This window comes from Qipengyuania sp. ASV99, assembly GCF_047872805.1.
Lineage (GTDB): Bacteria > Pseudomonadota > Alphaproteobacteria > Sphingomonadales > Sphingomonadaceae > Erythrobacter.
The window spans coordinates 72,256-97,740 of the sequence record NZ_JBLQUK010000009.1 but is presented as its reverse complement, the minus strand read 5'-3'; the positions used below and the strand labels follow the sequence as shown (position 1 = coordinate 97,740).

General features: G+C 61.1%; 26 protein-coding genes. 16 read left to right on the top strand and 10 right to left on the bottom strand.

Annotated features, from left to right (window positions below; genetic code table 11):
- The 5 genes from ACM64M_RS11305 to ACM64M_RS11285 form a co-directional block, all read right to left on the bottom strand.
- Positions 1-798: a M50 family metallopeptidase gene (locus tag ACM64M_RS11305; RefSeq protein ID WP_416228793.1), complete on the bottom strand. Its 798-nt coding sequence runs from the start codon at positions 796-798 to the stop codon at positions 1-3.
- A gap of 3 nt (positions 799-801) precedes the next feature.
- Positions 802-1,962: an AI-2E family transporter gene (locus tag ACM64M_RS11300; RefSeq protein ID WP_416228792.1), complete on the bottom strand. Its 1,161-nt coding sequence runs from the start codon at positions 1,960-1,962 to the stop codon at positions 802-804.
- A gap of 32 nt (positions 1,963-1,994) precedes the next feature.
- A complete protein-coding gene (locus ACM64M_RS11295; RefSeq protein WP_416228791.1) occupies positions 1,995-2,417 on the bottom strand; it encodes a hypothetical protein in 423 nt (140 codons plus the stop codon).
- Positions 2,414-4,954, bottom strand: coding sequence for a DNA topoisomerase (ATP-hydrolyzing) subunit B (gyrB, locus tag ACM64M_RS11290; RefSeq protein WP_416228822.1), 2,541 nt, complete (start codon positions 4,952-4,954; stop codon positions 2,414-2,416). Before gyrB ends, ACM64M_RS11295 begins: the two co-directional genes overlap by 4 nt.
- A gap of 172 nt (positions 4,955-5,126) precedes the next feature.
- The gene (locus ACM64M_RS11285) at positions 5,127-6,092 is read right to left on the bottom strand and encodes a PIG-L family deacetylase (protein WP_416228790.1); all 966 of its coding nucleotides are present in this window, start codon (positions 6,090-6,092) and stop codon (positions 5,127-5,129) included.
- Between the two features lie 137 nt (positions 6,093-6,229).
- Between ACM64M_RS11285 and ACM64M_RS11280 the strand changes: the two genes are divergently transcribed.
- Entirely contained in the window at positions 6,230-7,783 is a 1,554-nt protein-coding gene (locus ACM64M_RS11280) for a class I adenylate-forming enzyme family protein (RefSeq protein ID WP_416228789.1), read from the top strand.
- Positions 7,784-8,323: 540 nt separating this feature from the next.
- Here ACM64M_RS11280 and ACM64M_RS11275 read toward each other — a convergent pair.
- A complete protein-coding gene (locus ACM64M_RS11275; protein ID WP_416228788.1) occupies positions 8,324-8,653 on the bottom strand; it encodes a UrcA family protein in 330 nt (109 codons plus the stop codon).
- Positions 8,654-8,914: 261 nt separating this feature from the next.
- Between ACM64M_RS11275 and guaA the strand changes: the two genes are divergently transcribed.
- The 5 genes from guaA to ACM64M_RS11250 all read left to right on the top strand — a co-directional run bounded on the left by guaA (position 8,915) and on the right by ACM64M_RS11250 (position 12,993).
- Positions 8,915-10,489 (top strand): glutamine-hydrolyzing GMP synthase, encoded by a 1,575-nt coding sequence (gene guaA / locus ACM64M_RS11270; protein ID WP_416228787.1) that lies wholly within the window; start codon positions 8,915-8,917, stop codon positions 10,487-10,489.
- A gap of 23 nt (positions 10,490-10,512) precedes the next feature.
- Positions 10,513-10,926, top strand: coding sequence for a hypothetical protein (locus ACM64M_RS11265; protein ID WP_416228786.1), 414 nt, complete (start codon positions 10,513-10,515; stop codon positions 10,924-10,926).
- Positions 10,926-11,141 carry a hypothetical protein gene (locus tag ACM64M_RS11260; RefSeq protein WP_416228785.1) on the top strand — a complete coding sequence of 72 codons (216 nt, stop codon included), beginning with the start codon at positions 10,926-10,928 and terminating at the stop codon, positions 11,139-11,141. The genes ACM64M_RS11265 and ACM64M_RS11260 overlap by 1 nt, the downstream gene beginning before the upstream one ends.
- A gap of 68 nt (positions 11,142-11,209) precedes the next feature.
- On the top strand, positions 11,210-11,830 hold the full coding sequence (locus tag ACM64M_RS11255; RefSeq protein ID WP_416228784.1) for a YceI family protein: 621 nt from the start codon (positions 11,210-11,212) through the stop codon (positions 11,828-11,830).
- A 92-nt stretch (positions 11,831-11,922) separates the two neighbouring features.
- A complete protein-coding gene (locus tag ACM64M_RS11250; RefSeq protein WP_416228783.1) occupies positions 11,923-12,993 on the top strand; it encodes an NAD(P)H-dependent flavin oxidoreductase in 1,071 nt (356 codons plus the stop codon).
- Positions 12,994-13,096: 103 nt separating this feature from the next.
- Here ACM64M_RS11250 and ACM64M_RS11245 read toward each other — a convergent pair whose 3' ends face one another.
- The 4 genes from ACM64M_RS11245 to ACM64M_RS11230 all read right to left on the bottom strand — a co-directional run bounded on the left by ACM64M_RS11245 (position 13,097) and on the right by ACM64M_RS11230 (position 15,141).
- On the bottom strand, positions 13,097-13,558 hold the full coding sequence (locus ACM64M_RS11245; RefSeq protein ID WP_416228782.1) for a hypothetical protein: 462 nt from the start codon (positions 13,556-13,558) through the stop codon (positions 13,097-13,099).
- 69 nt (positions 13,559-13,627) lie between these two features.
- Complete coding sequence (locus ACM64M_RS11240) at positions 13,628-14,116, bottom strand: DUF4402 domain-containing protein (RefSeq protein WP_416228781.1); 489 nt, start codon at positions 14,114-14,116, stop codon at positions 13,628-13,630.
- A 152-nt stretch (positions 14,117-14,268) separates the two neighbouring features.
- Positions 14,269-14,529 carry a zinc-finger domain-containing protein gene (locus ACM64M_RS11235; RefSeq protein ID WP_416228780.1) on the bottom strand — a complete coding sequence of 87 codons (261 nt, stop codon included), beginning with the start codon at positions 14,527-14,529 and terminating at the stop codon, positions 14,269-14,271.
- A gap of 45 nt (positions 14,530-14,574) precedes the next feature.
- Entirely contained in the window at positions 14,575-15,141 is a 567-nt protein-coding gene (locus ACM64M_RS11230; RefSeq protein ID WP_416228779.1) for a DUF4402 domain-containing protein, read from the bottom strand.
- Positions 15,142-15,282: 141 nt separating this feature from the next.
- On the opposite strand from ACM64M_RS11230, the gene ACM64M_RS11225 reads away from it, so the two are divergent.
- From ACM64M_RS11225 to ACM64M_RS11180, 10 genes are all read left to right on the top strand, one after another.
- The gene (locus ACM64M_RS11225; protein WP_416228778.1) at positions 15,283-16,233 is read left to right on the top strand and encodes an ABC transporter ATP-binding protein; all 951 of its coding nucleotides are present in this window, start codon (positions 15,283-15,285) and stop codon (positions 16,231-16,233) included.
- 20 nt (positions 16,234-16,253) lie between these two features.
- A complete protein-coding gene (locus tag ACM64M_RS11220) occupies positions 16,254-17,222 on the top strand; it encodes an MBL fold metallo-hydrolase (protein WP_416228777.1) in 969 nt (322 codons plus the stop codon).
- A 477-nt stretch (positions 17,223-17,699) separates the two neighbouring features.
- Entirely contained in the window at positions 17,700-19,325 is a 1,626-nt protein-coding gene (gene nadB / locus ACM64M_RS11215; protein ID WP_416228776.1) for an L-aspartate oxidase, read from the top strand.
- A 94-nt stretch (positions 19,326-19,419) separates the two neighbouring features.
- Positions 19,420-20,358, top strand: coding sequence for a TraB/GumN family protein (locus tag ACM64M_RS11210; protein ID WP_416228775.1), 939 nt, complete (start codon positions 19,420-19,422; stop codon positions 20,356-20,358).
- 135 nt (positions 20,359-20,493) lie between these two features.
- Positions 20,494-21,402: an alpha/beta fold hydrolase gene (locus ACM64M_RS11205; protein WP_416228774.1), complete on the top strand. Its 909-nt coding sequence runs from the start codon at positions 20,494-20,496 to the stop codon at positions 21,400-21,402.
- Between the two features lie 578 nt (positions 21,403-21,980).
- The gene (locus ACM64M_RS11200) at positions 21,981-24,023 is read left to right on the top strand and encodes a ribonucleoside-diphosphate reductase subunit alpha (protein ID WP_416228773.1); all 2,043 of its coding nucleotides are present in this window, start codon (positions 21,981-21,983) and stop codon (positions 24,021-24,023) included.
- A 26-nt stretch (positions 24,024-24,049) separates the two neighbouring features.
- The gene (locus ACM64M_RS11195; RefSeq protein ID WP_416228772.1) at positions 24,050-24,421 is read left to right on the top strand and encodes a membrane protease subunit; all 372 of its coding nucleotides are present in this window, start codon (positions 24,050-24,052) and stop codon (positions 24,419-24,421) included.
- Between the two features lie 92 nt (positions 24,422-24,513).
- A complete protein-coding gene (locus ACM64M_RS11190; RefSeq protein ID WP_416228771.1) occupies positions 24,514-24,864 on the top strand; it encodes a PilZ domain-containing protein in 351 nt (116 codons plus the stop codon).
- An 86-nt stretch (positions 24,865-24,950) separates the two neighbouring features.
- The gene (locus ACM64M_RS11185) at positions 24,951-25,133 is read left to right on the top strand and encodes a hypothetical protein (protein ID WP_416228770.1); all 183 of its coding nucleotides are present in this window, start codon (positions 24,951-24,953) and stop codon (positions 25,131-25,133) included.
- A complete protein-coding gene (locus ACM64M_RS11180) occupies positions 25,130-25,432 on the top strand; it encodes a hypothetical protein (RefSeq protein WP_416228769.1) in 303 nt (100 codons plus the stop codon). The genes ACM64M_RS11185 and ACM64M_RS11180 overlap by 4 nt, the downstream gene beginning before the upstream one ends.
- Positions 25,433-25,485: the final 53 nt, after the last annotated feature.

Below are 25,485 nucleotides of genomic sequence, written 5' to 3'. Positions count from 1 at the left end.
CTAGCGCCGGTTCTTGTCGCCGGGTGCGCGTTTGAATTGCAGGACATTGGCGGGCAATTTGCGTGCTGGCGGCAGGCGGCGCTGGTCCGACAGCGCATATTTGAGGCTGGCCCCGATCATGCCCGCTGATAGGGCCAGAATGATCGCGGCCCAGAACCAATGCGGCAAGAACAGCGCAGCTTCGATCTGGCCGGTGTCAGACAGCATATTCTGGCCGCCAATCACCGCCTGTTCAGTGAACAAGTAATTGAAATCGCGCAGCATGCTCATCGCGCCCAGCACGCCCAGGAATTGCAGGGTGAAGCGCGCCGCACCGACGGGCGCCTTCCATGCAATCACCGCCAGAAATGCCGCGGTCACAGGCAGCACCGCATAGCCGACCGGTGAGCGGACGTAGACGATGACCGAGGCAAAGATTGCAATCGCCATGATCCACAGCGCCGGACGCCACAATCGCTGATGCGCGCTGGCCAGGATCAGCGCTGCGCCGACCAGACTGGGGGCAAGCGGCCCGCCCGCAGCAATCGCCGCGCGGGTGAATGGCGATGCGTCGTTTGCCACCAGGCTGTTGGCCACGCCCGATCCATCGGCATAGATCATCAGCTGTTCGAATTGCTGGCCCACCAACAAGGCCGTCAAGCCATGGCCCATTTCGTGAAACCAGGTGGTGAGGATGGCGAAGGGATAGATGAGGTAGGCGCCCAGCGGCAGCGATGGCAGCGCCACCACAACAAAGCCCGCGAGGATCAGCCGTCCGACCTGCTCTGCTTGACTGCCGGGTTCGACCATCGACCGCATCACTCAGGTTTCCTGCGTATCGGCGGCGCCATCTTCCGACTCGCGCACCTTGCCGTCTGGGTCAACGCGGGTCCGGTAACGCTTGGCTGCCTCCTCATCCTCGGCGCGCTGCTCCTGCAGGATCGACCAGCTGGCCAGAAACAGTCCCGCGACCAGCGGTCCGAGCACGATTCCGGAAAACCCTGCAATCGATAGTCCGCCAAGGGTAGTGACTAGGATGATCCAGTCAGGAATTCCGGTGTCGCGTCCTACCAGAATCGGACGCAGCACATTGTCGGCCGAACTGATGATGACAAACCCCGATCCCAGCACAAACACCCCCTGCCAGACCTCTCCGGTTACCAGCAACCAGATGCCCACCGGGGCCCAGACCAGCGCCGTGCCGACCGCCGGGATGAGCGCAAGGATCGCCATCAGCACGCCCAGCAGCAAGGCCGAGGGCACGCCCGCAATCATCATCGTAATCGCGCCCAGCGTGCCCTGGACCAGTCCGACGACGCCTGAGCCCTTAATCACCGCGCGGACAATACCGAGGAACCTTTGCGCCAGCCGGTCGGCGATGGCGCGTTCGATCGGGGCTGACAGCAGGATAGTCTCGCCAATCCGCGAACCGTCGCGCAGCAGGAAAAACAGAACGTAAAGACCGAGGGTAAAGCTCAGAACAAATCCCAAGGCCCCGCTGCCGATGGAAACCGCCTGGCTGGCGATCATCCCGGCACTGGTACCTAGCACGCTTTGGAGCTGATCCTGCAGTTTGGAGACATCGGTCCAGCCATTGGCTTCGATAAAATTCTGCACCGTGGCGGGCAGCATGGCGAAAGCCTGATCAAACCAGGCGGCCAGATCAACCGGTTCTTCGCGCAGTGTGTTGACCAGTCCCAAAGTCTCATTGACGACGATCGAGCCGATCCATAACGCGGGCAGCAGCACCGCGACAAAGATAATCAGCAGTGAGAGTGAAGCGGCCAGATTGCGCCGCCCGCGTGTTTTCCTGAGCGACCATTTGTACAGCGGTTGAAACATGATCGCGGCCAGCGCCGACCACAGCAGAGGCGAGGCAAAGGGCCACGCCACCCACACGAACAGGAAAGACACCACCGCCAGCAGCAGCAGGAAGCTCCAGTGTTCGAGCGCGCTGGATTCGTTGGGTTCGGACGGCGACATGCAGGAAGATGTCGGGTCTTATTGCACAAACATCAAGAGATACCCGGCATCGATAGCGACAAAGTCGCAAGCGCCAGCAAGACCCCTGCGGCGATCACTGGGATTGCCAGCAGACGGTAGGCCAGTAACGGGATGCGCGCCGCCCACCAACTGGCATAGTCATGGTGCCAGCGTCTTGGCAGGATCAGGATCAGGGCCGAACTGGCGACAAGGAAATATCCGCCGATGGTGAACAACTGCGGCGCGGCGGATTCGGCTGCGTGCACGATCATCGCCGCACCTACAATTGCGCGGGGAATGTGCTCGCCCAGTTGGACCTGCCAGTTTGCCCCCATTTGTGCCAGCCCGCGCTGCGCGCGCTGCGGGGCAATACCGCACACTGCGCCGACAAAAACCAACCACAAGGCGCCCAGCAGGACGGCAACCATTGCAGCGACGGGCAGAATCCCGCTCACACGTCGAGGTTGGCCACGTTCAACGCATTGTTCTGAATGAATTCCCGCCGAGGTTCGACCACGTCGCCCATCAACCGGGTGAAAATTTCATCGGTGACGTCGGCGTCTTCGACCTTAACCTGCAACAGGATGCGGTTTTCGGGATCGAGCGTGGTCTCCCACAATTGTTCAGGGTTCATTTCGCCCAGCCCCTTGTAACGGCTGATCGAAAGGCCCTTGCGCCCGGCGGCCATGACGGCGGCGAGCAACTGGCTGGGACGGGAGATGGCATCTTCGCCGACGGCGGCGGCTGGCCCTCCTTCGTCACTTTCGGGACCGTCTGCGTCGGGGCCGCCCGTATCTGAACCGGCGTCCTGATCGTCCGCCGTGGCGGGGATATTGTCCGCCACATCGCCTGCTTTGACGAGCCAGACCGGATTGTCATAGGCGTCGGCCTGCGCCCCTGCGAGGCTGTGCAATTTGATTGCTTCGGTGCTGGTGAGGAAACGGCCTTCGATTTCATGGACATCGGTCACGCCGCGCCATTTGCGCTCGAACCGTACATTGCCGCTGTCAAGCACCGATGCGGTCCATGTCGCGTCGTGATCGCCCGCTTCCAGCCGCTGCGCGGTGCGGGTAAGCGCCGCGCCGCGCTCGGCATCGCTCAGCGAAGGATCGAGCGCCCCGGTCAGTGCCATCTGTTCGATCAGCGCCGGATCATAGCGGCGCGGGACAAACGCCATGAGGTTTTTCAGCCGCAGGGCCTGATCCACCAGGCCGCGCAGATCATCACCAGCTCGCGCACCGCCCGCGCTTTCGATCATCCGCCCTTGCAGCCCGCTATCGACCAGATAGCGGTCGAGCGCGGCCTGATCCTTGAGATAAACCTCGCTGCGCCCCTTGGCGACCTTGAACAGCGGCGGCTGCGCAATGAAAAGATGCCCGGCCTTGACGATTTCGGGCAATTGCCGATGGAAAAAGGTGAGCAGCAAAGTGCGGATATGCGCGCCGTCAACATCGGCGTCGGTCATGATCACGATCTTGTGATAGCGCAGTTTTTCAATGTCGAATTCATCACGAATGCCGGTGCCCATCGCCTGAATCAGCGTGCCGACTTCCTTCGATGAGATGATCCGGTCAAACCGCGCGCGTTCGACATTGAGGATCTTGCCTTTCAGCGGCAAGATCGCCTGATACTGGCTGTCACGCCCGCCTTTGGCCGAGCCGCCTGCCGAATCGCCCTCGACGAGAAAGATTTCAGCCTTGGTCGCGTCGCGTTCGCGGCAGTCAGACAGCTTGCCGGGCAGCGAAGCGACGCTCATCGCGCCCTTGCGGCTCATTTCGCGGGCGCGTTTGGCCGCCTCGCGCGCAGCTGCGGCATCAATGATTTTCTGAACGATCGATTTTGCATCGCCGGGATTTTCTTCCAGCCATTCGTTCATTTTTTCGCCCATCAGCGATTCGAGCGGCTGGCGGACTTCGGACGACACCAATTTGTCCTTGGTCTGCGATGAAAATTTGGGATCGGGCAATTTGACGCTGACAATCGCGGTCAGCCCTTCGCGCATATCTTCGCCCGACAGCGTGACCTTTTCCTTCTTCAAAAGGCCTGAACGGTCGGCGTAATTGTTGAGCGTCCGGGTCAACGCCGCGCGGAATGCCGCCAGATGTGTGCCGCCGTCGCGCTGCGGGATGTTGTTGGTGAAGGCGAGGACGTTTTCATAATAGGAATCGTTCCATTCCAGCGCGACGTCGATGGCAATGCCATCCTTTTCCGCCGACACTGAAATCGGTTCAGAGATCAGCGCCACCTTGTTGCGGTCGAGATATTTGACGAAAGCGGCGATTCCACCTTCGTAAAACAGATCGTGTTCGCGCACGTCCTCGTGCCGCTTGTCGCGCAGCAAGATGCGCACCCCGGAATTAAGGAAGGCCAATTCGCGGTAACGGTGTTCAAGTTTGTCGAAATCAAATTCCGTGACGTTCTTGAACGTGTCGTGAGACGCGCTGAAGGTGACGCGAGTCCCCTTTTTGAAGCCGTTGTCATCGGGGTTCTGATCGACCTTTGGTGCATCGCCGGTGATCTTTAGCGGGCAGACGGCATCGCCGTGTTCAAACCGCATCCAATGTTCCTTGCCGTCGCGCCAGATGACCAGTTCCAGCCATTCGGACAGCGCATTGACCACCGACACGCCGACGCCGTGGAGGCCGCCTGAAACCTTGTAGGCGTTGTCGTCGGAGGTGTTTTCAAACTTACCCCCCGCGTGCAGCTGGGTCATGATGACCTCGGCTGCGGAGACGCCTTCGCCCGTATGCATGCCAACCGGGATGCCGCGGCCATTGTCTTCGACCGAGACGCTGCCATCGGGATTGAGTTCGATCAGAACCAGATCGCAATGCCCGGCCAGCGCCTCATCGATGGCATTGTCTGAAACCTCGAACACCATGTGGTGGAGGCCGGACCCGTCATCGGTGTCGCCGATATACATGCCGGGGCGTTTGCGCACGGCATCCAGGCCCTTGAGAACCTTGATCGAATCGGCGCCGTATTCGCCCATCTGGCGCACTTTTTCGGGTGGGGTGTTGGCAGGGGAATTTGCGGGGGTGTCGCCGGGGGGCAGGTTATTGTCATCCATGCGCAATATATAGGCGCAGGGGACCCATTTCCCAAGCTTTCACGGCGATCCCTTGCGGCTTTTCCACCGCAGCGGAACCCGGCGAAATCCGGGCTCAGGGTCGCGGAGGAAATGCCAGCCGGAAATACACCGTTCCCTGCCACAGATTGCGGTCGAGCAGGTCCGGCAAAACCGCTCGCGCGGTCTCGTCGAACTGGCTTTGATAGCAATCGACGGCGCTCCGGGTCGCTTCCAGATCGATCAGATCATAGCGGATGCGATCGGTGATCAGCGCTGGGTCAAGCGTTGCCCAGCCTTCGAACCCCGGCAGATCGGGCCGCGCCTCATCTGCGCCCGCAGCGGGAATGGCGGTGTACAGCAGATCGGGCCGCGCTGCGCCCATCGCCTGCACGATTTCGGTGACGACATTGCTGACCATGCGGTGATCGGCATGACCATATCCGCCATCCGGCCCCCAGCTGATGACGATTTGCGGGTCTTGCAGCGCGATGAGCGCGGTGATGCGTTCGGCCATACCCTTTGCGGCGCTATCAGGAGCGCGCGCCATGGTCGCCAGCGCCCCATCACCCAGCCGCCAGAAAATCGGTTCAGGCAGGCCCATGGCAAAAGCGGCGCAGCGCGCTTCGTCTTCGCGCAGCGCGGCGAGCTCGGCCCCGGGCTCCAAGGCGCTCACGCCCGGCCCCTGATCGCCGCTGGTGCCGAACACCACGGTGACCTCGCCGCCTTCGCGCGCCATTCGGGCCAGCACCGGGGCGATGGTGATTTCGTCATCGGGATGCGCCAGAATGGCGAGCACGGATGGCAGGCTGCGTGCCCGCGTTTGCGGTTCTGCGGGGTTGGGGGAGGAAGGGTCGGCGGGAGCCGGCGATGCGGCCCCACCGTTCAACAGCCGCGAGACGCCGTCGGGAGTCATATCGCGCGGAATTTCGATGCGCTCGCCGTCTTCGGGCGCGTCTTGGGGTGGAGCTTTGTCCTGAGCCAGTGCCGCACCGCTCAACGCTGCGCAGGCCAGCATGGCCGCCAGCGCCCGGCTCGTATGATATTTCTGCTGTCGCATCATGCGCTCTCCCACGCGGCCTCGCCCTGCGGGCCAATCAATGCCGCTGTTGCAGTTTCGCGGGCAAGCGTAAACAAATCACCACAAGCGCATCGCTTGACCGGCTTGCCCGATCCGCTGGCTGGGCTAAACCCCGCCTCATGACGACACCAGACACAATCGAGATCATGAGCCAGCGGCTTTCCGAATCCTTTGGTTCCTATCCCGCGATCCTGCGCGATTGGGCGCGCGCGCAGCCGGACAAGCCGGCCTTGATCGACGATCATGAAAGCTGCAGCTGGGCCGAATTGGTCGAACGGATCGATCGGCTGGCAATGCGGATGATCGAAACAGGGCTGGAACGCGGGCAGTCGGTGGCGATCCTTGGCACCAGCACAGTCTCTTATGCGCTGGTGTTCCTCGCCGCGATGCGTGCAGGCGGGGTGGCGGCCCCGCTGACCACCAGCGCCACACCAGATCAGCTGACTGGAATGGCGCAGGATTCGGGCGCGCGGCACCTGTTCATCGATGCCGGAAAGGCCGCCGAACTTGGCTCCGATTTCATGGCGAATATGATCCATGTCCCGCCGGAGGAAATTGCCAGCTGGATGGCGCCTCCTGGTAGCCGTGCGCCTGATACCGACCCAGCACCGGGCGATCCATTCAACATCATCTATTCATCGGGCACCACCGGCATTCCCAAGGGGATCGTCCATTCGCACCAGATGCGCTGGCGGCAATTTGGCGCGACCGCGCTGTCCTATCTTGCCAGCGGGCTGGAGGTGCGCTCGCTCGCTTCGACCTCGCTTTATTCCAACACTACGATGGTGGCTTTCCTCGCGCCCTTGCTGGCCGGGGGCACGGTGCGGATCATGGGCAAGTTCGATTGCGCGCGCTGGCTGGATCATGCGGCGGGTGACAAGGCGACGGTGGTCATGCTGGTTCCGGTGCAATATCAGCGGTTGATGGATCAACCCGGGCTTGACGATCACGATCTGTCGTCGCTGGCGATGAAATATTGCACCTCTGCGCCGTTTTCAGCCGAATTGAAACGCGAAGTGCTGCGCCGCATGCCGGGCGGATTGGTGGAGATTTACTCGATGACCGAAGGCGGCGTGGTGTGCCTGCTCGCCGCGCATGAATTCCCCGACAAGCTCCACACGGTTGGCCGCCCCGCGCCGGGCAGCGAGGTCAAGGTGCTGGACGATAGCGACACGGAAGTGCCGCCGGGCACCCCGGGCAATCTCGTCGGGCGCTCGCATACGATGATGATGGGTTACAAGAATCGCCCGGACAAGACGGCAGAGGCGCAGTGGATCGACCCGGATGGCGGCGTGTGGATGCGAATGGGCGATATCGGGCGAGTCGATGCAGACGGCTTTGTCGAACTCGTCGGGCGCGCCAAGGACATGATCATTTCGGGTGGGTTCAACATTTACCCCAGCGATCTCGAAGCCGAATTGATGCGCGAGGAAGATGTTGCCGAGGCCGCAGTGGTTGGCGTCCCCTCGCGGCAATGGGGCGAAACCCCGGTTGGCTTTGCCGTGCTACGCCAAGGCGCGCGCGAGCCGGCGGCGATCATGGCCGCCGTCAACGCGCGGCTGGGCAAGACACAGCGCCTGTCTGCGCTTCATGCGATTAATGAAATGCCGCGCAGCCATATCGGCAAATTGCTCAAGACCGAGTTGCGGGCATTGGCCGAGGAACAGGTCTGACGCAGGCGCTATCGAAGCATGCGGGTGGAGACGCGGCCACCGTTCGGGGGGGATGGGGTGGCCGCGTCTCGCTCGCTGCTGTGCCGGGTGCAGGCCGGTCCTGAACTGTGATGCATCCGCCGCCGGGGGGAGGCGCACGGCGCATCGGCAGGACCGCATAGAGACAGCCGCAGCACGGGGACGCTGCTCAAACGGGCCATTTGTGGCGCGCTGCGATGCTGGAAGTCATCGCCGGACGCAAACCCGTTTGATCTGGCTGCCAGCCACCGGCAAGCAGACTGGCAGAACCGCCAATTGAGGCTTTGATCCTGCCGCTGCGGCGCGTGAAGGAGGGGAGAGAGGTGCCTTGCACTGCGCTGCGGGGCTCAAATGATGTTCGATTGGACGAAACTCAAATGCGAAAATGCGCAGTTTAATTGCAAGTTTTGCAACTATGTCGCGGCATTTGCTTTGCATGTCGGGCACCACTCTGAAATCAATAGCGAAACGGCCGCCGGATCGCTCCGCCGGCCGCCTGCAAAATCAGAGAGAGGGCGGCGTTCAGTTGGCCGCGACTGAGCGACCGGCGCGCAAATCGGCGGCAGCCATGCGCTCCGCCTCGGCCAGCGCAGCGGTCCGCGCACTGGCGAGGCAGTCCTGATCCACGATTTCGCGGCCAAGCCCATAGCGCAGACGGGTTTCGATGGTGCAAGCGGCGCGCAGCTTTGCATCAAGCCGCGCTTCGAGCGCAGCCCGGCCCTCGGCGCTGGTCAGGTCGATATCAGCGATGTCGACGCGCACGGTCACAGATGCTTCGCCGGCAGACGGTGCAGCCGCGACGGGCGCGGCGGCGATCAGGGCGAGCGTTGCGGCGGAAAGTACTAGACGCATGGGTATTCTCCAGAATTCAAAAGAGGGTGTCGTGACAGGGTGGGCCGTGCACCGGCCTTCGGTTGTTTCTTGATACCTTGGCGCGATGCACAAGATGATTGTGCAAATGCGAACAATGCCGGGGTTGTTCCCAAAAATTCCCAGTAAACCGCCAAATTCTCGCCGATTGCCGATGGTGCGATGCAACAATTGTCGATAGCTTGCACCGTGACGTTACGGCATGCTGGACAGCGCCGCTCGGGCTGACGTAACGCCGCCTTCATGCAAACAGATCATCTCCCCGACTCGATCCTCATCGTCGATTTCGGCAGCCAGGTGACGCAGCTGATCGCGCGCCGCGTGCGCGAGGCGGGCGTCTATTCGGAAATCGCGCCGTTCAGCATGGCTATCGAAGCCTTTGCGCGGCTCAAACCCAAAGGGATCATCTTGTCGGGATCGCCCGCCGGCGTTCCCGACGACGGCAGCCCGCGCGCCCCGCAGGCCTTTTTCGAAGCGGGCGTCCCGATCCTTGGCATCTGTTACGGCCAGCAGGTGATGACCCACCAGCTAGGCGGCGAAGTCCGGCCCGGCCACGAAACCGGAGAGGGTGGGGAATTTGGCCGCGCCTACCTTACCGTGACACGGTCCTGTGCGTTGTTCGACGGCTTGTGGCAGGAAGGTGAACGCCATCAGGTGTGGATGAGCCACGGCGATAAGGTCACCCGGTTTGCCCCCGGTTTCGAAATTGTCGCCACCAGCGACGGCGCGCCCTTTGCGGTCATTGCCGATGAGAGCCGCAAATTCTACGGCACGCAGTTCCACCCCGAAGTCGTCCATACACCCGACGGCGGCAAGCTGATCGCCAATTTCGTGCGCCACGTCTGCGGACTGGCAGGCGATTGGACCATGGCCGAATTCCGCAAAACCAAGATTGAGGAAATCCGCGCGCAGGTCGGATCGGGCCGGGTTATCTGCGGGCTGTCGGGCGGGGTCGACAGCGCGGTTGCCGCTGTACTGATCCATGAGGCGATCGGCGATCAACTCACCTGTGTTTATGTCGATCACGGTCTGATGCGTCAGGGCGAGACCGATCAGGTCGTTTCGCTGTTCCGGGGCTCCTACAACATTCCGCTGGTCGCAGTGGATGCGGAGGAGACCTTTCTTGCAGGGCTGGCAGGTGTCACCGACCCGGAAAAGAAGCGCAAGTTCATCGGCGGGGCGTTCATCGACTTGTTCGAGAAAGAGGCAAAGGCCGTGGGCGGCGCGGATTTCCTCGCGCAGGGGACGCTCTATCCCGATGTCATCGAAAGTGTCAGCTTCACCGGCGGGCCAAGCGTGACGATCAAAAGCCACCACAATGTCGGCGGATTGCCCGAACGCATGAACATGCAATTGGTGGAACCTTTGCGCGAATTGTTCAAGGATGAGGTGCGCGAGCTCGGCCGCGAATTGGGCCTGCCCGAAGCCTTTGTCGGGCGACATCCGTTCCCCGGCCCCGGCCTTGCCATCCGCATCCCCGGCGAAGTGACCAAGGAACGCTGCGATATCCTGCGCAAAGCCGATGCGATCTATCTCGAAGAAATCCGCAACGCAGGATTGTATGACGCAATCTGGCAGGCGTTTGCGGTGCTGCTGCCGGTCAAAACGGTCGGGGTGATGGGCGACAGCCGCACCTATGACAGCGTGTGCGGATTGCGCGCGGTGACCAGCACCGACGGCATGACGGCGGATGTCTATCCGTTCGATGCAGGCTTCCTCACTCAAGTCGCCACCCGCATTGTCAATGAAGTGCAAGGCATCAACCGGGTGGTCTATGATTATACCAGCAAGCCGCCGGGGACGATTGAGTGGGAATAGCGGGATGAGAGGGGCGCATTCTGATGGACGCAAAGATGAAACGTTGGCTCATGTGGAACTTTCTCGCTCCCTTGGCGGGACCACTGGCCGTTTCGATGTTGTTCATGCTCGCATGGAAACTTGGTGAGCCTGAATTTGAAATCAGCATTGCCCGATGGCTTGATATCAGTCCATGGGCGCTTGTAACCTATACGGTCACGCTGATCGGCTCGAATTTTGATGATTACTTCAGAGCCGAAAAACCGTTTGACTCGCTCGTTATCCAGTCAGGCCTCTGTTTGCTCGCCATTGTGGTATTTGGTGCATTCATAACTATTTGGGCACAGGATCCAGACTGGAAGCCGACTGCACGGATATATATACCGACCGTGATTTTACTCGTCGCTTCCGTGCGTGTGTGTTATGTCATGCAAAAGCGAGTTCAAGGAGTAGATTGATGGCCACTGCCGCCACCAAAGCCGAACAAAAGCAACAGGAAAAGCGCCGCGACGATATCGGCGCTGGCGTTGCTGCTGGCGCAAGCGCCGGAACTGTGATGGGCATGATCATCGCGGCGAATGCGTTTGCGCCTGCGATTGGCGGTCTGTTCGGAGCTCTGCTGGGTGCCGTGTTCACCGCAAGGTTTGTAGGGCGTGATTCAACCCCTCAATAGCGTTCTTCGATGTGAGGCCCGCGCCTTGCAAGTCGACTTTTCTTCAATTCCAACGTTTGAGCTTGTCCATGGCCGCATCAATGCTCCGCAATCCCATTCTGACCACCACCGCCCTCCTCACCCTCGCCGCCTGCTCGCAAGCACCGGCTGACGCGCCGCCAGTGACCGGGGCGCAATGGACGCTCGACGGGGCGGCATCTGAACTGTCCTATGTCACGATCAAGGCGGGGGAGATTGCTGAGGTCAATTCGTTCGAAACACTGTCCGGCACCGTATCCGCCGATGGCGCGGCCAATATCGAGATTGACTTGGCCAGCGTCTCCACCGGGGTGGATATTCGCGATGAGCGTATGCGCGACATTCTGTTTGTCGTTGCCGACAATCCCACCGCCAGCATCTCCGCACAGATCGACCCGGCGGCATTCGAAACGCTCGCCGTGGGCGCGAGCACCGACACAACGCTTGACGGGACGCTCTCACTTAGGGGCGCGGAGGCCCCGTTTCAGGCGCAGGTCACCGTCACACGCACCGGACCGGACCGGGTGATGGCGGTGTCCGATGCACCAGTGATCGTCGACGCCGGCGCGCTCGAACTGACCGAAGGGCTGGCACAGTTGCAGGAACTTGCCGGGCTGCCGTCGATCACTCCGGTCGTGCCGGTGACTTTCTCGCTGACATTCGCACGTTAGGTTCTGACCCTTGGCCTCCGCTGCCGTTGTGCGCGGCGAGCGTCTATAGTGTAATCTGATCGCCTGACGATACGGCACGCGTCCTCGGCCAGGTGCGGTCATCTGCCCCATCAAAAGCGTGCTTGCACCGCAGGCCGTATTGCGCTTGTCTCCCCTACAAATCGAAACTCTCAGGGAGAACTACAGCCATGAAAACCGCCATCACCGAAATGTTCGGCATTCAGCATCCCATCATTCAGGGCGGGATGCATTATGTCGGCTTTGCCGAAATGGCGGCGGCGGTGTCGAATGCGGGCGGGCTGGGGATCATCACCGGGCTGACGCAGGGCACCCCGGAAAAGCTGGCGAATGAAATCGCGCGCTGCCGCGATATGACGGACAAGCCATTTGGCGTGAACCTGACCATTCTGCCCACATTGACCCCGCCCGATTATCCGGGATTGGTGAAGGCGGTGATCGATGGCGGGGTCAAGGTGGTCGAAACCGCCGGGCGCAATCCGGTTGACCTGCTGCCCCCGCTCAAGGATGCGGGGATCAAGGTGATCCACAAATGCACCAGCGTGCGTCACAGCTTGAAAGCGCAGGATATTGGCTGCGATGCGGTGAGTGTCGATGGGTTTGAGTGCGGCGGACATCCGGGTGAGGACGACGTGCCCAACTTCATCCTGCTGCCGCGCGCCGCTGATGAGTTGGATATTCCTTTCGTTTCGTCAGGCGGGATGGCCGATGGGCGCAGTCTGGTCGCCAGTCTGGCAATGGGCGCACAAGGCATGAATATGGGGACCCGCTTCATCGCCACCAAGGAAGCGCCGGTTCACGAGAACGTGAAACAGGCGATCGTTGCGGCGAGCGAGCTTGATACGCGGCTGGTGATGCGCCCGCTGCGCAACACCGAGCGGGTGCTCGCCAATGCCGCAGTCGAACGGCTGATCCAGAAAGAAAAGGAACTGGGCGACGCCATCACCATCCAGGACATCCTGCCCGAGGTTGCCGGGGTCTATCCCAAGATCATGATGGAAGGCGCAATGGACGAAGGCGCTTGGAGCTGCGGCATGGTTGCCGGGCTGATCCACGATATCCCGACCTGCAAGGAACTGATCGACGGGATCATGGCGCAGGCGGACGAAATTCTCGCCCGGATGAACGCAATGGCGAAGTCTTAGGGGGCGAAAGCGTAAGTGGCGAAAGCGTAATTGGTGAAAGCGTAATTGGTGAAAGCGTAGGTGGCGAATTCGGTGGGCTGAACCGGGTCAGCCCACCTGACGATCAGCCTTCTTCGTTCTCTTCGACACGGGTGTAGGGAACGAAATCGTCAAAAAACACCGTGCCGGTGAAGAACCCGAGCACCGGGTCGATTGTCGTCACAATATCCTGACGGCAAATCTCGCTCGAAGTGAATCGCCGCGAAACCAGCGTATCGGTGTCATCGATATGGTGGGGGTTCTGCGTCCGCTGAACATAGATCGTCCGCCCGCTGCCATAGACATAGGCGGTATCATCGATCACGGTCAGCCGGTAATTGGGCCGGGTGCGGATGCAGTTCTGCGGTTCGCCCGCCACGCGGCCTTCGAGCAATTTGGCTAGCCGCGCCTCGCCCTCGGTCATTGCAGTTTCGCTGGCGGCCGGCTCTTCATCGGCATAGGCCGGTTGAGCGGCGACCAGCGCAAGCGCGGCGAGACTGCCAGCCGAAGCCAGTCTAAGAGCATGGGTCTTGAGGGAATAGATCATGGCGCACTCCTATGATTCGGCTTCAGAGCATACACAGCTACGCTGAACCCTGCATGAGCGGCGGATGATTCATTCATATTCGAGCTGGATCGTAAACTCTCCGCTATAGACACCCGACGCTTGATTGGCGGCGACTTGCAGCCGCCCTGCAATGGTGAAGGAAAAATAGCCGTCAGGATTGACGATCCGGAACCGGCGCGGATTGGTGTTGATCACGATCGGGGGCTGGCTGCCGATCAGCAATTGATCCATCACCATGGTTTCGCTGCCGCCTTCGCGGGTCAAGACATAGCTGGTTGCGTCGGAATTGATCAGCACCCGCTGGTTGAACGTGCCAAAGCCCCAGAACCGCGCCGGTTGCTGAGTCCCGTTGATCTGAATGATGCCCCCCGTGGTCGTCACCGCGCCGGTCGAATCCATCACCACAGCGCCATTGGTGTCGCCGGGGATGATCTGCCCGAAATCAAGATCGAACTGCTTTACAAAGCTGAGCGGTGTAACGACGAATGCCTGCGCCTCGCTCGGCTCGGTGGTTTGCGCGGCCAGCGCGGCGGGCATTGTCGCCAACCACAAGAGGCCGAAGGGCCACCCAAACCTACGTAATATGTGGTGCATTCTCAAATCCAGATCGCCCATGTCTGCAAAGCCTTAGTAGCCAGACATTAACAATGATTTGAAACCACACCTGGGCGAGCGCTTTGGCAAGCGTATTACCGGTGACCGGGGTCTCCGCCTTCGGAAATATCCGGCAAGGCTGCCTGATCCGCGCCGTCAGCCGGGCCGCCCTTGAGCACAAAGCGGCGGTCGCAATAGCCGCAATCGACATAGCCGTGTTCGTCAATCTCAAGATATATGCGCGGATGGCCAAGCGCGGCGGGGCGGTAGTTTTCGCCCCCGCGAATGCCGCTCGCGCCGTCGCAACTGACGCGGCGCGCATCGACCATCAGCGTTTCAGGGGGAGGCGTGTTCATGGCGGCGGGATTAGTCGCGCCGCCCGGCGATTTCAACCGCTACTCTCAATCGTAATCAATCGTTACGGTGAAAAAACCAAGATACTGTCCCGGCTCCTGATCTCCCTCGACGTCCAACGTTCCGGCGACCCGGAAATCGTAGCTTGTCCGAAACAGATAGGCCGGTAACCCAAAGAAGATCGTGCGGTTGAAATCGGTGGTGAAATTTCGTAGCACCATGGTCTCGCCGGGCGCATTGATATGGGTCAGCAAGACCGAATCTGAACCCGCTGGCCCGCTATAGGTCGGGAAATCGGCCAGCAGTGTGCGGGTAATGACGAATTCGGCAGGCTGCGGATCCCCTCCTAGCGACTGCACCGTGCCGGTGGTCGAAACCGCTCCATTGACGCCGAGGGTGATGGTGCCGCCGGTATTGCCCGCCAGAATGTCGCCAAAGTGGAGGTCTCCCTGCTTTTCGATCCGCGTCTCTCCTGGCAAGCGAACGACCGACCGGACGCTTAAATTGTCCTGTGCCAGCGCCGCTGTGGGCACGCCCAAAAACGACCCGGCAAGGGTCGCAGCCAGAGCGAGGCTGGTGGTGCGCAAGGCGCAAGCGGGAAACAACAAGTCCATCTTGGATCTGCATCTAACCATGCTTTGTGGTCGGATGAAGAACAGACGCGGTTAATGCCGGTTTCACGAATTGCGGCTCGTGCTCGCCACTTTTTCCAGCGGCTCTTGCTTCAGGGCGCACCATCACTATTGCATCACGGCATGACTCCGCCCGCCATCCGCATCGAAAATCTGGTGAAACGCTACGCTGCGCCTAAAGGGGCAAAGGGCGAGGATGCGGCGGGGAAACTGGCGCTGGACGGGGTCAGTTTCGACGTGCCCGAAGGGTCAATCTTCGGGCTGCTCGGCCCCAATGGTGCGGGCAAGTCAACGCTGATCAACATTCTTGCCGGTCTGGTGAACAAGACCGATGGTCAGGTGGACATCTGGGGCTTTGATATTGATCGTCACCGCCGCAACGCCAGCCGCTCCATCGGGATTGTGCCGCAGGAAATCGTCTTCGACCCGTTCTTCACCCCTTTCGAAGTGCTCGAAAATCAGGGCGGATTCTACGGCATTCCGGTGCGCGAGCGGCGCAGCGAGGAATTGCTGGCCGCGGTGCGATTGTCGGACAAGCGCAACGCCTATGCGCGCACTTTGTCGGGCGGGATGAAACGCCGCCTGATGGTAGCCAAGGCGATGGTCCATTCCCCGCCGATCCTGGTGCTGGATGAACCGACTGCGGGGGTCGATGTCGAACTGCGCCGCCAGCTTTGGGAGATGGTGACCGCGCTCAACCGCGAAGGGGTGACCGTGGTTTTGACCACGCATTATCTCGAAGAGGCGGAGCAATTGTGCGACCGCATCGCCATTATCAACCATGGCCAGCTGATCGCCAACAAGCCGACCCGCGAACTGGTGAATATGGCGCGCGAGAAAATCGTTGCGGTGACCGTGGCGGCCGATTTAGCCGCCGCGCCCGCGCATGAAGCTTTTGCCAAGGTCGAACAGACTGGGCCGCGCGGGGTTGAGGTCACCTATGACAAGGACCGGATGAGCGCCGGGCAGGTGCTCGCGATCCTTCAGGAACAAGGCCTGACGATCGAGGATGTGACCACCCGCGAGGCTGATCTCGAAGATGTGTTCGTGCAGCTGACGGGCAGCGGCGCGTAGTCAGAAAAGGGAGCGACGCAATGCGGTTCATGATGACAGGTCTGTTCGCAGCCAGCCTGTCCGGTTGTGGATCGTTCGTCGACACCGACCAGAACGCGCTGGCTCAAAGCTCGGCCGCCGCCTGCCCCACGCAAGGCGCGGCATTGCAGGTGCTTGGCAGCGGCGGGCCGATTGCCGAAAAGGCCGGGGAAGAGGGCCGCGCTGGCACGTCTTACTTGCTGTGGATCGACGGCGCCCCGCGGCTGCTGATCGATGCTGGCGCGGGCAGCTTTTTGCGCTTTGCCGAGGCAGGCGGGAATATTGCGGCGCTCGACGCGATCCTGCTGAGCCATCTCCACGCCGATCACGTGGGCGATCTGGCGGGTATCCTCAATTCCGGCGGGTTCGAAGGGCGCACCGCGCCGCTGACGGTGATTGGTCCCGATGCTGCGCCGCGCTTTCCCGGGACGCGCGAATTTCTCACCCGCTTGCTGTCAAAGGACAGCGGAGCCTTTGCCTACAATGGCGGATTTATCGACGGGACTGAGGGAAAGCCGCGATTGGAGCCGCTCGATATTGTCACCGCGCAGGGTGACGGCGCCGCTGCCGTGCTCGATATTTCCAGCGAATACAGGGTTACGGCGCATCCGGTGAACCACGGCGTGGTCCCCGCGCTGGGCTATGTCATCGAACTCGGCAATGCCAGCGTCGTTATCACCGGCGATCAAAGCGCGGCCTCGACAAGGTTCATGGATGATCTGACCGGCGCGAAGCCAGCAATCTTGTTCGCTCACCACGTCATCAACGCCGAAGCCGGTCAGCCGCGCGGGCTCCACCGGACCCCTGCCGAGATTGGCGCGCTGGCAGCCGCGTTGGAGCCGCAGCAATTGGTGTTGACGCACAATATGGAGCGTTCGCTTAGCCGCATCGAGGGCAGCCTCTCAGCCATTGGCGCGGCCTATTCGGGCCCGGTGAGTGTCGCCAGCGACCTCGATTGCTACGCTTTATAGCGGCCAGCATAGCGCCCAGCACCGGGCCATGGTTCGCGGGTTCTAGGAAGCCTGCGACAGCCGTTCACGCCAATTGCGGTGCGAAACGCGTTCGATTTCCTTGCCGCAATATTTGCAGTTTCCAACATACACTCGGCCATCCCATTCAACGTCACGGCGCTGAGGCTCATGCCGCCCTACAAGACAAGCAATTGGAGATATAATGGACATGGAGGGGTGTCCCTAGGCTAACAAGTTATACATCAATGCTCACACGAATACGGATCACAATAATGCAATCTTTGATTTCACAAGATTGTCACAACGAATCCGTCTCTACGCAGACTATAACATTCGTGATTTTTGTCGCCTAAGGGGAATGCCTGATTGCGATGCCATTATTGAGCCGTTCATGGTATTCTCGCCACGTCTCGTCTCGGTCGCAGCAGTGACGCTGCCCACTTGCCATGTTTCGCGCCGCGCGCCATTGCGTCAGGGATGGATAATCCATCTGAAAATCGCGGCACCTTGCCCGGCGAAAAGCCGGGTGATTTCGACGTTATCATCATCGGGTCGGGTGCCGCTGGACTAACGGCGGCGCTGGAACTGGCAACGGATTTGCGGGTGCTGGTGCTGGCCAAGGGTTCATTGACTGGCGGATCGACCGCCTGGGCGCAGGGCGGGATCGCCGCCGTGCTCGACGCGGGCGACACTTTTGAAAACCACGTGCGCGACACCATGGTCGCAGGCGCCGGATTGAATGACCGCGAAACGGTCGAATTCGTGATCGAGCGCGCCCCCGCCAGCATTGACCGCCTGTGCGAGTTGGGGGTGCCGTTCAACCGCGATGCGAATTCGCTCCACCTCACCCGCGAAGGGGGTCATTCGCACCGCCGCATCGTCCATGTCGACGACGCGACCGGCTGGGCGGTGCAGAGCGCGCTGCTTAAGGCGGCGGAAGCCAATCCCAACATCACCATGCTGGGCGGGCGCACGGCAATCGATTTCATCACCGACCGCCACCGCGAACGCTATTCAGCCGCAGGCCGGGTCTGGGGGGTCTATGCCCTGAACGAGGAAACCGGGCGGGTCGAACGTCACGTTGCGCGCGCGACGATCCTCGCCGCCGGGGGCGCGGGCCGCGTCTATCAATTCTCCACCGCCCCGCGCGGCGCGACCGGAGACGGGATTGCCATGGCGTGGCGCGCGGGCGCGCGCGTCTCCAATATGGAGATGATGCAGTTTCACCCGACCTGCCTGTATAATCTGGAGGTCAAGAATTTCCTCATCACAGAGGCCGTGCGCGGCGAAGGCGGGCATCTGATCAACCCGCGCACGGGCAAGCGTTTCATGACCTTTTACGATCCTGAACGCATGGAGCTGGCGCCGCGCGACGTGGTTGCCCGCGCAATCGATTCCGAGATCAAGCGTTTCGGGCTCGATTACGTCCATCTCGACATCAGCCATCAGCCCGCCGATTTCGTTAGGGGCCATTTCCCGACCATCTATGAAAAGCTGCTGGGCCTGGGCATCGACATGACCAAGGGGCCGATCCCGGTCGTCCCCGCGCAGCATTACACCTGCGGCGGGGTGGTGGTGGACCTGTTTGCGCGCACCGATCTGCCGGGACTGTGGGCGGCGGGTGAATGCACCGAAAGCGGGCTGCACGGCGCGAACCGGCTGGCGTCGAACTCCTTGCTCGAATGTTTCGTGTTTGGTGAGGCGGCGGCCTCCGACATTCTGACGATGTGGGATGAACTCGACGATCCGCCCGCGATCCTGCCGTGGGACGAAAGCCGTGTGACGGATTCGGACGAGGAAGTCGTGATCAAGCAGAACTGGACCGAAATCCGCCGCTTTATGTGGAACTATGTCGGTATCGTGCGCACCACCAAGCGGCTGGAACGCGCCAAGCACCGGATCGAATTGTTAAGCCAAGAAGTGGACGATTATTACGGCGCGTTCCGCGTGACGACCGACCTGATCGAACTCAGGAACCTGCTGCAATCCGCCGAATTGATCGTGAAAAGCGCGCTCGCCCGACACGAAAGCCGGGGGCTGCACTACACGATGGATTATCCTGAGATGGACGCAGCGGCGAAGGATACGGTGCTGGTGCCGTGAGCACGGGTGGTCATCCCCGCGAACGCAGGAACCTAGGTCCTGACCCTAGGGCGTTCATGCACCGTGCAGCGGGGCCAAGCCAAGGATCGCGTCGATGTGGATCTTCCAAAAATATGTTGCACTGTCGGCGGGATTTGCGCTTCTCGGCAGCCCGCAAGCTTTCGCCCAAACCCCCGCCCCCACCGAAAACCAGATCGTCGTCACCGCGCAGCGTTCCGGCGCGCCGATGTGGACCATCGACACACCCGACGGCGCGATCATCCTCGTCGGCGAAATTCGCGCTGTGCCCAAAGCGACCCCGTGGCAACCTGACCGGCTGGAGGAGGCCACTGGCGAGGCAAGTCAGGTGATCCTGCGCTCGCGCCCCAAATTCTCGCCCGGCGACGTTTTTCGCCTGATCTTTCGCGGCGGCAGGTTCACCAAACTGCCCGACGGCTCGGTCGCCGCCGATTACCTCAGCACCGATCAGCGCGCGCGGCTGGCTGCGCTGGAGGCGGAATATGATGTCGATTACGACGAACGCTCGTTCCTGATGACCGCCTTCGATCTGCTCGCCCGCCGCCTCGATTTCGATGACCAGACCACCGAGGATGCGACAGAGATCGTCAGCAAGGCGGCAGACCGGGCCGATGTGCCGATCACCAGGCCTGAACAATTCCGGGGCGAGGATCTGCTCGATAATCTTGCCGAGGCCGATCCGGCCAGCCACATCCCCTGCCTCGAAGCCGCGATGGCTGCGACCGAAGCGGGTCGGGGCATCATCGCTGCGCGCGGCGACGACTGGCGAAAGTTTGATATTCCCGCTGTGATGGACAACCCGATCGAACGGGCGCTGGGACAATGCTGGCCGTGGGCCGATGACGAGCTGGGCGATGAAATTCGCGGGCAATGGGTCGGCATGATCACCGATGCCGCGCAGAAACCGGGGGTGACGCTCGCCGTGGTGCCGTTGCGCGTGCTGGCGGAGGAGGGCGGCGTGCTCGACCTGCTGAAGGGACAAGGCTTTGTTATTGGCGGACCTGTCTGGCGCTGAAGCGCGGCGCAAACTTTCCGCATTCAAATCGTAAGCCAGATGTATCCTGCGCTTGATCTGGCGCTCCAAACCGGCTCTTGTCCGGCCTTGGGTCGGCCAAAGCCCCGAAGAGGGCGATCAAGGAGCAATAAATATATGCCGCATATCGCCGCGAATGGCGTTTCGCTGTTTTACGAAGATCACGGCAATCCCGAACATGAGGTGATCTTGTTGGTCATGGGATTGGGCGCGCAGCTGACGCTGTGGCCGGATGAATTTGTCGAAGCGCTGGTGGCCAAGAGATACCGCGTGATCCGCTATGACAACCGCGACATTGGCCTGTCGGAAAAGATGGAGGGCAAGCGTGCGCCGAAACTGGCGTGGCAGGTGATACGTCAGAAGATCGGCTGGCCTGCCGCCGTGCCCTACACCTTGCGCGACATGGCCAATGACGGGGCTGCGCTGCTCGATGCGTTGGCGATCTCGCGCGCACATGTGGTCGGCGCGTCGATGGGCGGGATGATTGCGCAACTGATGGCGGTGCATCATTCGGACAAATTGCTGTCACTCACCTCGATCATGTCGACCACTGGCAATCCCAATCTGCCGCAAGCGGAAAAACACGCGATCGAGGCGCTGACCGCGCCGCTCAAATCGCTCGATGAAGAGGCGGTGGTTGCCCACGGGATCAACATTGCCCGCAACATCGGCAGTCCGGGCTTCCCCTCCGATCCAGATCGGCAGCGCGAGAAGGTGCTGAGAGGCGTGCGGCGCAGCGTCTATCCGCCGGGCCTGCCCCGCCAACTTGCCGCAATCATCGCCGATGGCGACCGCCGCACGCGGCTCGCACAGATCACCACGCCAACATTGGTGTTGCACGGGGAGGATGACCCATTGGTCAAGCTGCCCGCAGGACAGGACACCGCGCGGCATATTCCGGGCGCAAAGCTGGTGACGATACCGGGGTGGGGCCACGATCTGCCGGTGGAGCTGATCGATCGCCTGGCGAACGAGATTGCGCTGCACGCCCGCGACGCCCGCGCCGCAACGCCGGTTGCGGCCTAGGGTCAGGACCCAAGCGGCTCTGCCTGAATCAGGATGATGCGCGGGCGGGTAAAGGCTTCGGCCTTGGCCAACCAAGGGGGCCTGCCCGCGCAACAATATTCGCGCCACCGGGCCGAAAGATTCAATGGTTGATTCAAAAGATTCAATCACCAAATTTTTCTTCACAGATTCAATTTGGGGCTTGCGCGGCGCGCGACTCAAGCTTTGACCACGCGTCGCGGCGTTGCAGCATAGTAATACACCGCCCCTGCATGTCGAATCGTGGTTAATCTCCCGTTGACCGGAATCCTTCGCTGATTCATGATCTAGTGGTCCGGTTCGTCATGGACCCCCAATTCGTAGTGATTTTTCCCGCGCACCAATCGGCGCAATCAGGGAAGGAGTCGCTGCCGATACGGGGTGCAGAATGCGGCAGGGCGGGGAATTATGAAGAGTTCGGCGGACAAGCCTGTGGGTCAATCGGGGCTAATGCGGGGATAGGCTGTCGATGAAATGGTGCAGAACAGAATCGGAACAAAGACGCTTTTCCGCTATAGGAGAAACGCTGCCTGATTCGAACGGACTGAGATGGGGCGACAATGGAATTCAAGGCGAGTGACGAGATGTTGAGCGACGCAGCGACCGGGCCACAGGCAGGCATTGCAACGGCGCAGGCGGGGAAGAGTGAAAAGGCCGTGACCATGGAAAAGCCCGATACCGGCAGCGAAGAACTGATCGCGGCGAAAGGCGCCGAAGCGCTGGGCAATGCCATGTCTGCGGCGGCCAAGGCCGCAGCTGCGCCTGATAGCAAGAAGGTCAACGATCGCCGCTTCGAAATTCAGATCGACGATAGCCGCGACGCCAATCTCACCGACTTTGGCAAGGACACGCTGACTGATCGCTATTTGCTGCCGGGGGAGAAATATCAGGACCTGTTTGCCCGCGTCGCCGATGCCTATGCCGATGATCAGGCGCATGCCCAGCGGGTGTATGATTACATCTCGAACCTGTGGTTCATGCCCGCCACACCGGTGCTGTCCAATGGCGGCACCAATCGCGGCCTGCCGATCAGCTGTTATCTCAACAGCGTTTCGGACAGCCTCAGCGGGATCGTTGACACTTGGAACGAAAACGTCTGGCTGGCTTCGAAAGGCGGCGGCATCGGCACCTATTGGGGCAATGTCCGCGGCATTGGCGAACCGGTCGGGCTGAACGGCAAGACCAGCGGCATCATCCCGTTCGTGCGGGTGATGGACAGCCTGACGCTGGCGATTTCACAAGGGTCGCTGCGGCGCGGATCGGCGGCGTGTTATCTCGACGTGTCGCATCCCGAGATCGAGGAATTCCTCGAAATCCGCAAACCTTCGGGCGATTTCAACCGCAAGGCATTGAACCTGCACCACGGCGTGTTGCTGACCGATGCTTTCATGGAAGCGGTCCGGGCGGGCGAGGAGTTTGAACTCAAATCGCCCAAGACCGGCGAAGTGCGCGGCAAGGTGGATGCGCGTTCGCTGTTCCAGAAGCTGGTTGAGACCCGGCTGGCCACGGGCGAGCCCTATATTGTCTTCAACGACACCGTGAACCGGATGATGCCAAAACATCACCGCGATCTGGGGCTGAAGGTTTCGACCTCGAACCTGTGCAGCGAAATCACCCTGCCGACCGGGATCGACCATCTAGGCAATGATCGCACCGCAGTGTGCTGCCTGTCCTCGCTCAACCTTGAAAAATGGGACGAATGGAACAGCGACAAGCAATTCATCGAGGACGTGATGCGCTTCCTCGACAATGTGCTGCAGGATTATATCGACCGCGCCCCCGAAGAGATGGCCCGCGCACGCTATTCCGCGATGCGCGAACGCAGCGTCGGGCTGGGGGTGATGGGTTTCCATTCCTTCCTGCAGTCAAAGGGCTTGGGTTTTGAAAGCGCGATGGCAAAGGCGCTCAACCTGAAGATGTTCAAACATATTCAGGCCAAGGCGTCGGAGGCGTCGATGCTGCTCGCGCAGGAACGCGGGCCATGCCCCGATGCTGCCGATATGGGCGCGATGGAGCGTTTCAGTTGCAAGATGGCAATCGCCCCGACCGCGTCGATCAGCATCATCTGCGGCGGCACCAGCGCCTGCATCGAACCGATCCCGGCGAATATTTACACCCACAAGACCTTGTCGGGCAGCTTCATCGTCAAGAACCCCTATCTGGAAAAGATCCTCGACAAGAAATCGAAAAATTCGACCAATGTCTGGAATTCGATCCTCGAAAAGGGCGGCAGCGTCCAGCACCTCGATTTCCTCTCCGAAGAGGAAAAGGCGAGCTTCAAGACCAGTTTCGAAATCGATCAGCGCTGGCTGCTCGATTTTGCCGCTGATCGCGCGCCCTATATCGATCAGGCGCAGTCGCTGAACCTGTTCATCCCGGCGGACGTGGACAAATGGGACCTGATGATGCTGCATTTCCAAGCGTGGGAAAAGGGTATCAAATCGCTCTATTACCTCCGCTCGAAATCGATCCAGCGCGCCGGTTTTGCGGGCGGGGTAGAGGCCGACAACACCGCCGATGCAGCCAAGATCGAACTGACCGCCGGCATGGGCGTCGATGGCAGCGGTCAGACCGATTACGAGGAATGCCTGAGCTGTCAGTGAGTTGCGGCACCAAAGCGGAGTAGGCCATGCGTAATCCCGGTGTAGTGCTGATCTTGTTGATAGCGGCAGTTCTACTGGTCCCACTCGCCATGTGGGGCATCCCGCTTTACGGCCTCTATTCGGAACGGCTCGCCGGGGAAGCCCGACTGGCGGAGGCGCAATCTTCGCGCCGCATCGCCATTCTCGAAGCCGAAGCGCGCCGCGAAAGCGCGGTCGCTTTGGCTGAGGCGGAAGGCGCGGCCAAGGCGAACCGGATCATTCAGGACTCGCTCGGCGGGCCGGAAGGCTATCTGCGCTACCTCCAGATTCAGGCCTTGGCCGAAACCAGAGCATCGCTGATCTATGTCCCGACCGAGGCGGGGCTGCCGGTGACCGAGGCTCGGCGCTTGCAGGAATAGGCCTGAGGCCAAAACTGAAAGTTGACCCCCCGCAAATTGCCCCGGTGTTCGCAGGTCAATTCTTAACCATATCGGTATAAAGTCTCCCTGATATGATGCAGGCCCGCCAATCCGAACGCGTGCGCTCTCGCGCAACAGGTACGTGCAAGACCGCGCGCGGAACCCAGTGGGATATTCAGTTTGACGACCTCTCGCTTGGCGGCTGCCGGGTCGATGATCCGCGTCACGGGATGGCTCTCGGCGCAGTCGTCAAACTCTTCATCGCCGGAACGGGTCCGCATCACGCCGAGGTTGCATGGCGACAAGGCGACCGGGTCGGGATCGAGTTCCTCAAGCCGCTGGCTCCGCGGGTCCTGCAATTGCTCGCCCGCGAGGAATGGGAGGCCGCGCGCATCGCCGACCGCGAAGAAAGCTCCCGCCTGCCGATGCGGCGCGTGATCTGACGTCCACCTCCGCGTCGCAAAGCTCCCCCTCGCACTCGCCCGGAAATTGTGCAATTCTTCCGCCAAAGCGCAGCAAGGAGCGAAGCATGGCGGCACCCATCTGGATCGGAATAGCGGGCACGGTGCTGGCGCTTGCCTTCATCGGCAACGGTGTGCGCAACGTCATGGGGCCAGAGGGCCACGCAGCCAACGCCGGTCGTCTGCACATCTTCATGGCGGTGATATTCCTGCCGATCCTGTGGCTGGTTGTGCTGAGGTCGGTGCTGTGAGCGCGCCCATGCAGCGCAGCCGCGCCATCGCTGCCACCGCGCTCGCGCTGCTCGTTTCGGCCTGCGCCAGCCAGATCGGCGCGGGCGTCAGCCAGGCGGACGCCGCGCCGGGGTTCCTGTGGGGCCTGTGGCACGGATTCATCTTTCCGTGGAGCTTTATCGGTTCGCTGTTCAGCCCCGACATCGCGGTCTATGCCGTGCCCAACACCGGCGGGTGGTACGATTTCGGGTTCTTCCTCGGCATCACGGTGCTCGGCGGGGGCAGTTTCTTCGGATCGAAAAGCCGCAAGCGCGACTAGCGATCGCCGCACCGCTAGGAGGGCTTATCCCCGGTTTCCATTCGACTCAGATT

Bases quoted from the DNA above. Each gene is read 5' to 3' on its own strand.
- ACM64M_RS11305 (WP_416228793.1), bottom strand. From the start codon at position 798: ATGCGGTCGATGGTCGAACCCGGCAGTCAAGCAGAGCAGGTCGGACGG.
- ACM64M_RS11300 (WP_416228792.1), bottom strand. From the start codon at position 1,962: ATGTCGCCGTCCGAACCCAACGAATCCAGCGCGCTCGAACACTGGAGC.
- gyrB (WP_416228822.1), bottom strand. From the start codon at position 4,954: ATGGGCGAATACGGCGCCGATTCGATCAAGGTTCTCAAGGGCCTGGAT.
- ACM64M_RS11285 (WP_416228790.1), bottom strand. From the start codon at position 6,092: ATGATGCGACAGCAGAAATATCATACGAGCCGGGCGCTGGCGGCCATG.
- ACM64M_RS11280 (WP_416228789.1), top strand. From the start codon at position 6,230: ATGACGACACCAGACACAATCGAGATCATGAGCCAGCGGCTTTCCGAA.
- ACM64M_RS11275 (WP_416228788.1), bottom strand. From the start codon at position 8,653: ATGCGTCTAGTACTTTCCGCCGCAACGCTCGCCCTGATCGCCGCCGCG.
- guaA (WP_416228787.1), top strand. From the start codon at position 8,915: ATGCAAACAGATCATCTCCCCGACTCGATCCTCATCGTCGATTTCGGC.
- ACM64M_RS11265 (WP_416228786.1), top strand. From the start codon at position 10,513: ATGGACGCAAAGATGAAACGTTGGCTCATGTGGAACTTTCTCGCTCCC.
- ACM64M_RS11260 (WP_416228785.1), top strand. From the start codon at position 10,926: ATGGCCACTGCCGCCACCAAAGCCGAACAAAAGCAACAGGAAAAGCGC.
- ACM64M_RS11255 (WP_416228784.1), top strand. From the start codon at position 11,210: ATGGCCGCATCAATGCTCCGCAATCCCATTCTGACCACCACCGCCCTC.
- ACM64M_RS11245 (WP_416228782.1), bottom strand. From the start codon at position 13,558: ATGATCTATTCCCTCAAGACCCATGCTCTTAGACTGGCTTCGGCTGGC.
- ACM64M_RS11240 (WP_416228781.1), bottom strand. From the start codon at position 14,116: ATGCCCGCCGCGCTGGCCGCGCAAACCACCGAGCCGAGCGAGGCGCAG.
- ACM64M_RS11235 (WP_416228780.1), bottom strand. From the start codon at position 14,529: ATGAACACGCCTCCCCCTGAAACGCTGATGGTCGATGCGCGCCGCGTC.
- ACM64M_RS11230 (WP_416228779.1), bottom strand. From the start codon at position 15,141: ATGGACTTGTTGTTTCCCGCTTGCGCCTTGCGCACCACCAGCCTCGCT.
- ACM64M_RS11225 (WP_416228778.1), top strand. From the start codon at position 15,283: ATGACTCCGCCCGCCATCCGCATCGAAAATCTGGTGAAACGCTACGCT.
- ACM64M_RS11220 (WP_416228777.1), top strand. From the start codon at position 16,254: ATGCGGTTCATGATGACAGGTCTGTTCGCAGCCAGCCTGTCCGGTTGT.
- nadB (WP_416228776.1), top strand. From the start codon at position 17,700: ATGGATAATCCATCTGAAAATCGCGGCACCTTGCCCGGCGAAAAGCCG.
- ACM64M_RS11210 (WP_416228775.1), top strand. From the start codon at position 19,420: ATGTGGATCTTCCAAAAATATGTTGCACTGTCGGCGGGATTTGCGCTT.
- ACM64M_RS11205 (WP_416228774.1), top strand. From the start codon at position 20,494: ATGCCGCATATCGCCGCGAATGGCGTTTCGCTGTTTTACGAAGATCAC.
- ACM64M_RS11200 (WP_416228773.1), top strand. From the start codon at position 21,981: ATGGAATTCAAGGCGAGTGACGAGATGTTGAGCGACGCAGCGACCGGG.
- ACM64M_RS11195 (WP_416228772.1), top strand. From the start codon at position 24,050: ATGCGTAATCCCGGTGTAGTGCTGATCTTGTTGATAGCGGCAGTTCTA.
- ACM64M_RS11190 (WP_416228771.1), top strand. From the start codon at position 24,514: ATGATGCAGGCCCGCCAATCCGAACGCGTGCGCTCTCGCGCAACAGGT.
- ACM64M_RS11185 (WP_416228770.1), top strand. From the start codon at position 24,951: ATGGCGGCACCCATCTGGATCGGAATAGCGGGCACGGTGCTGGCGCTT.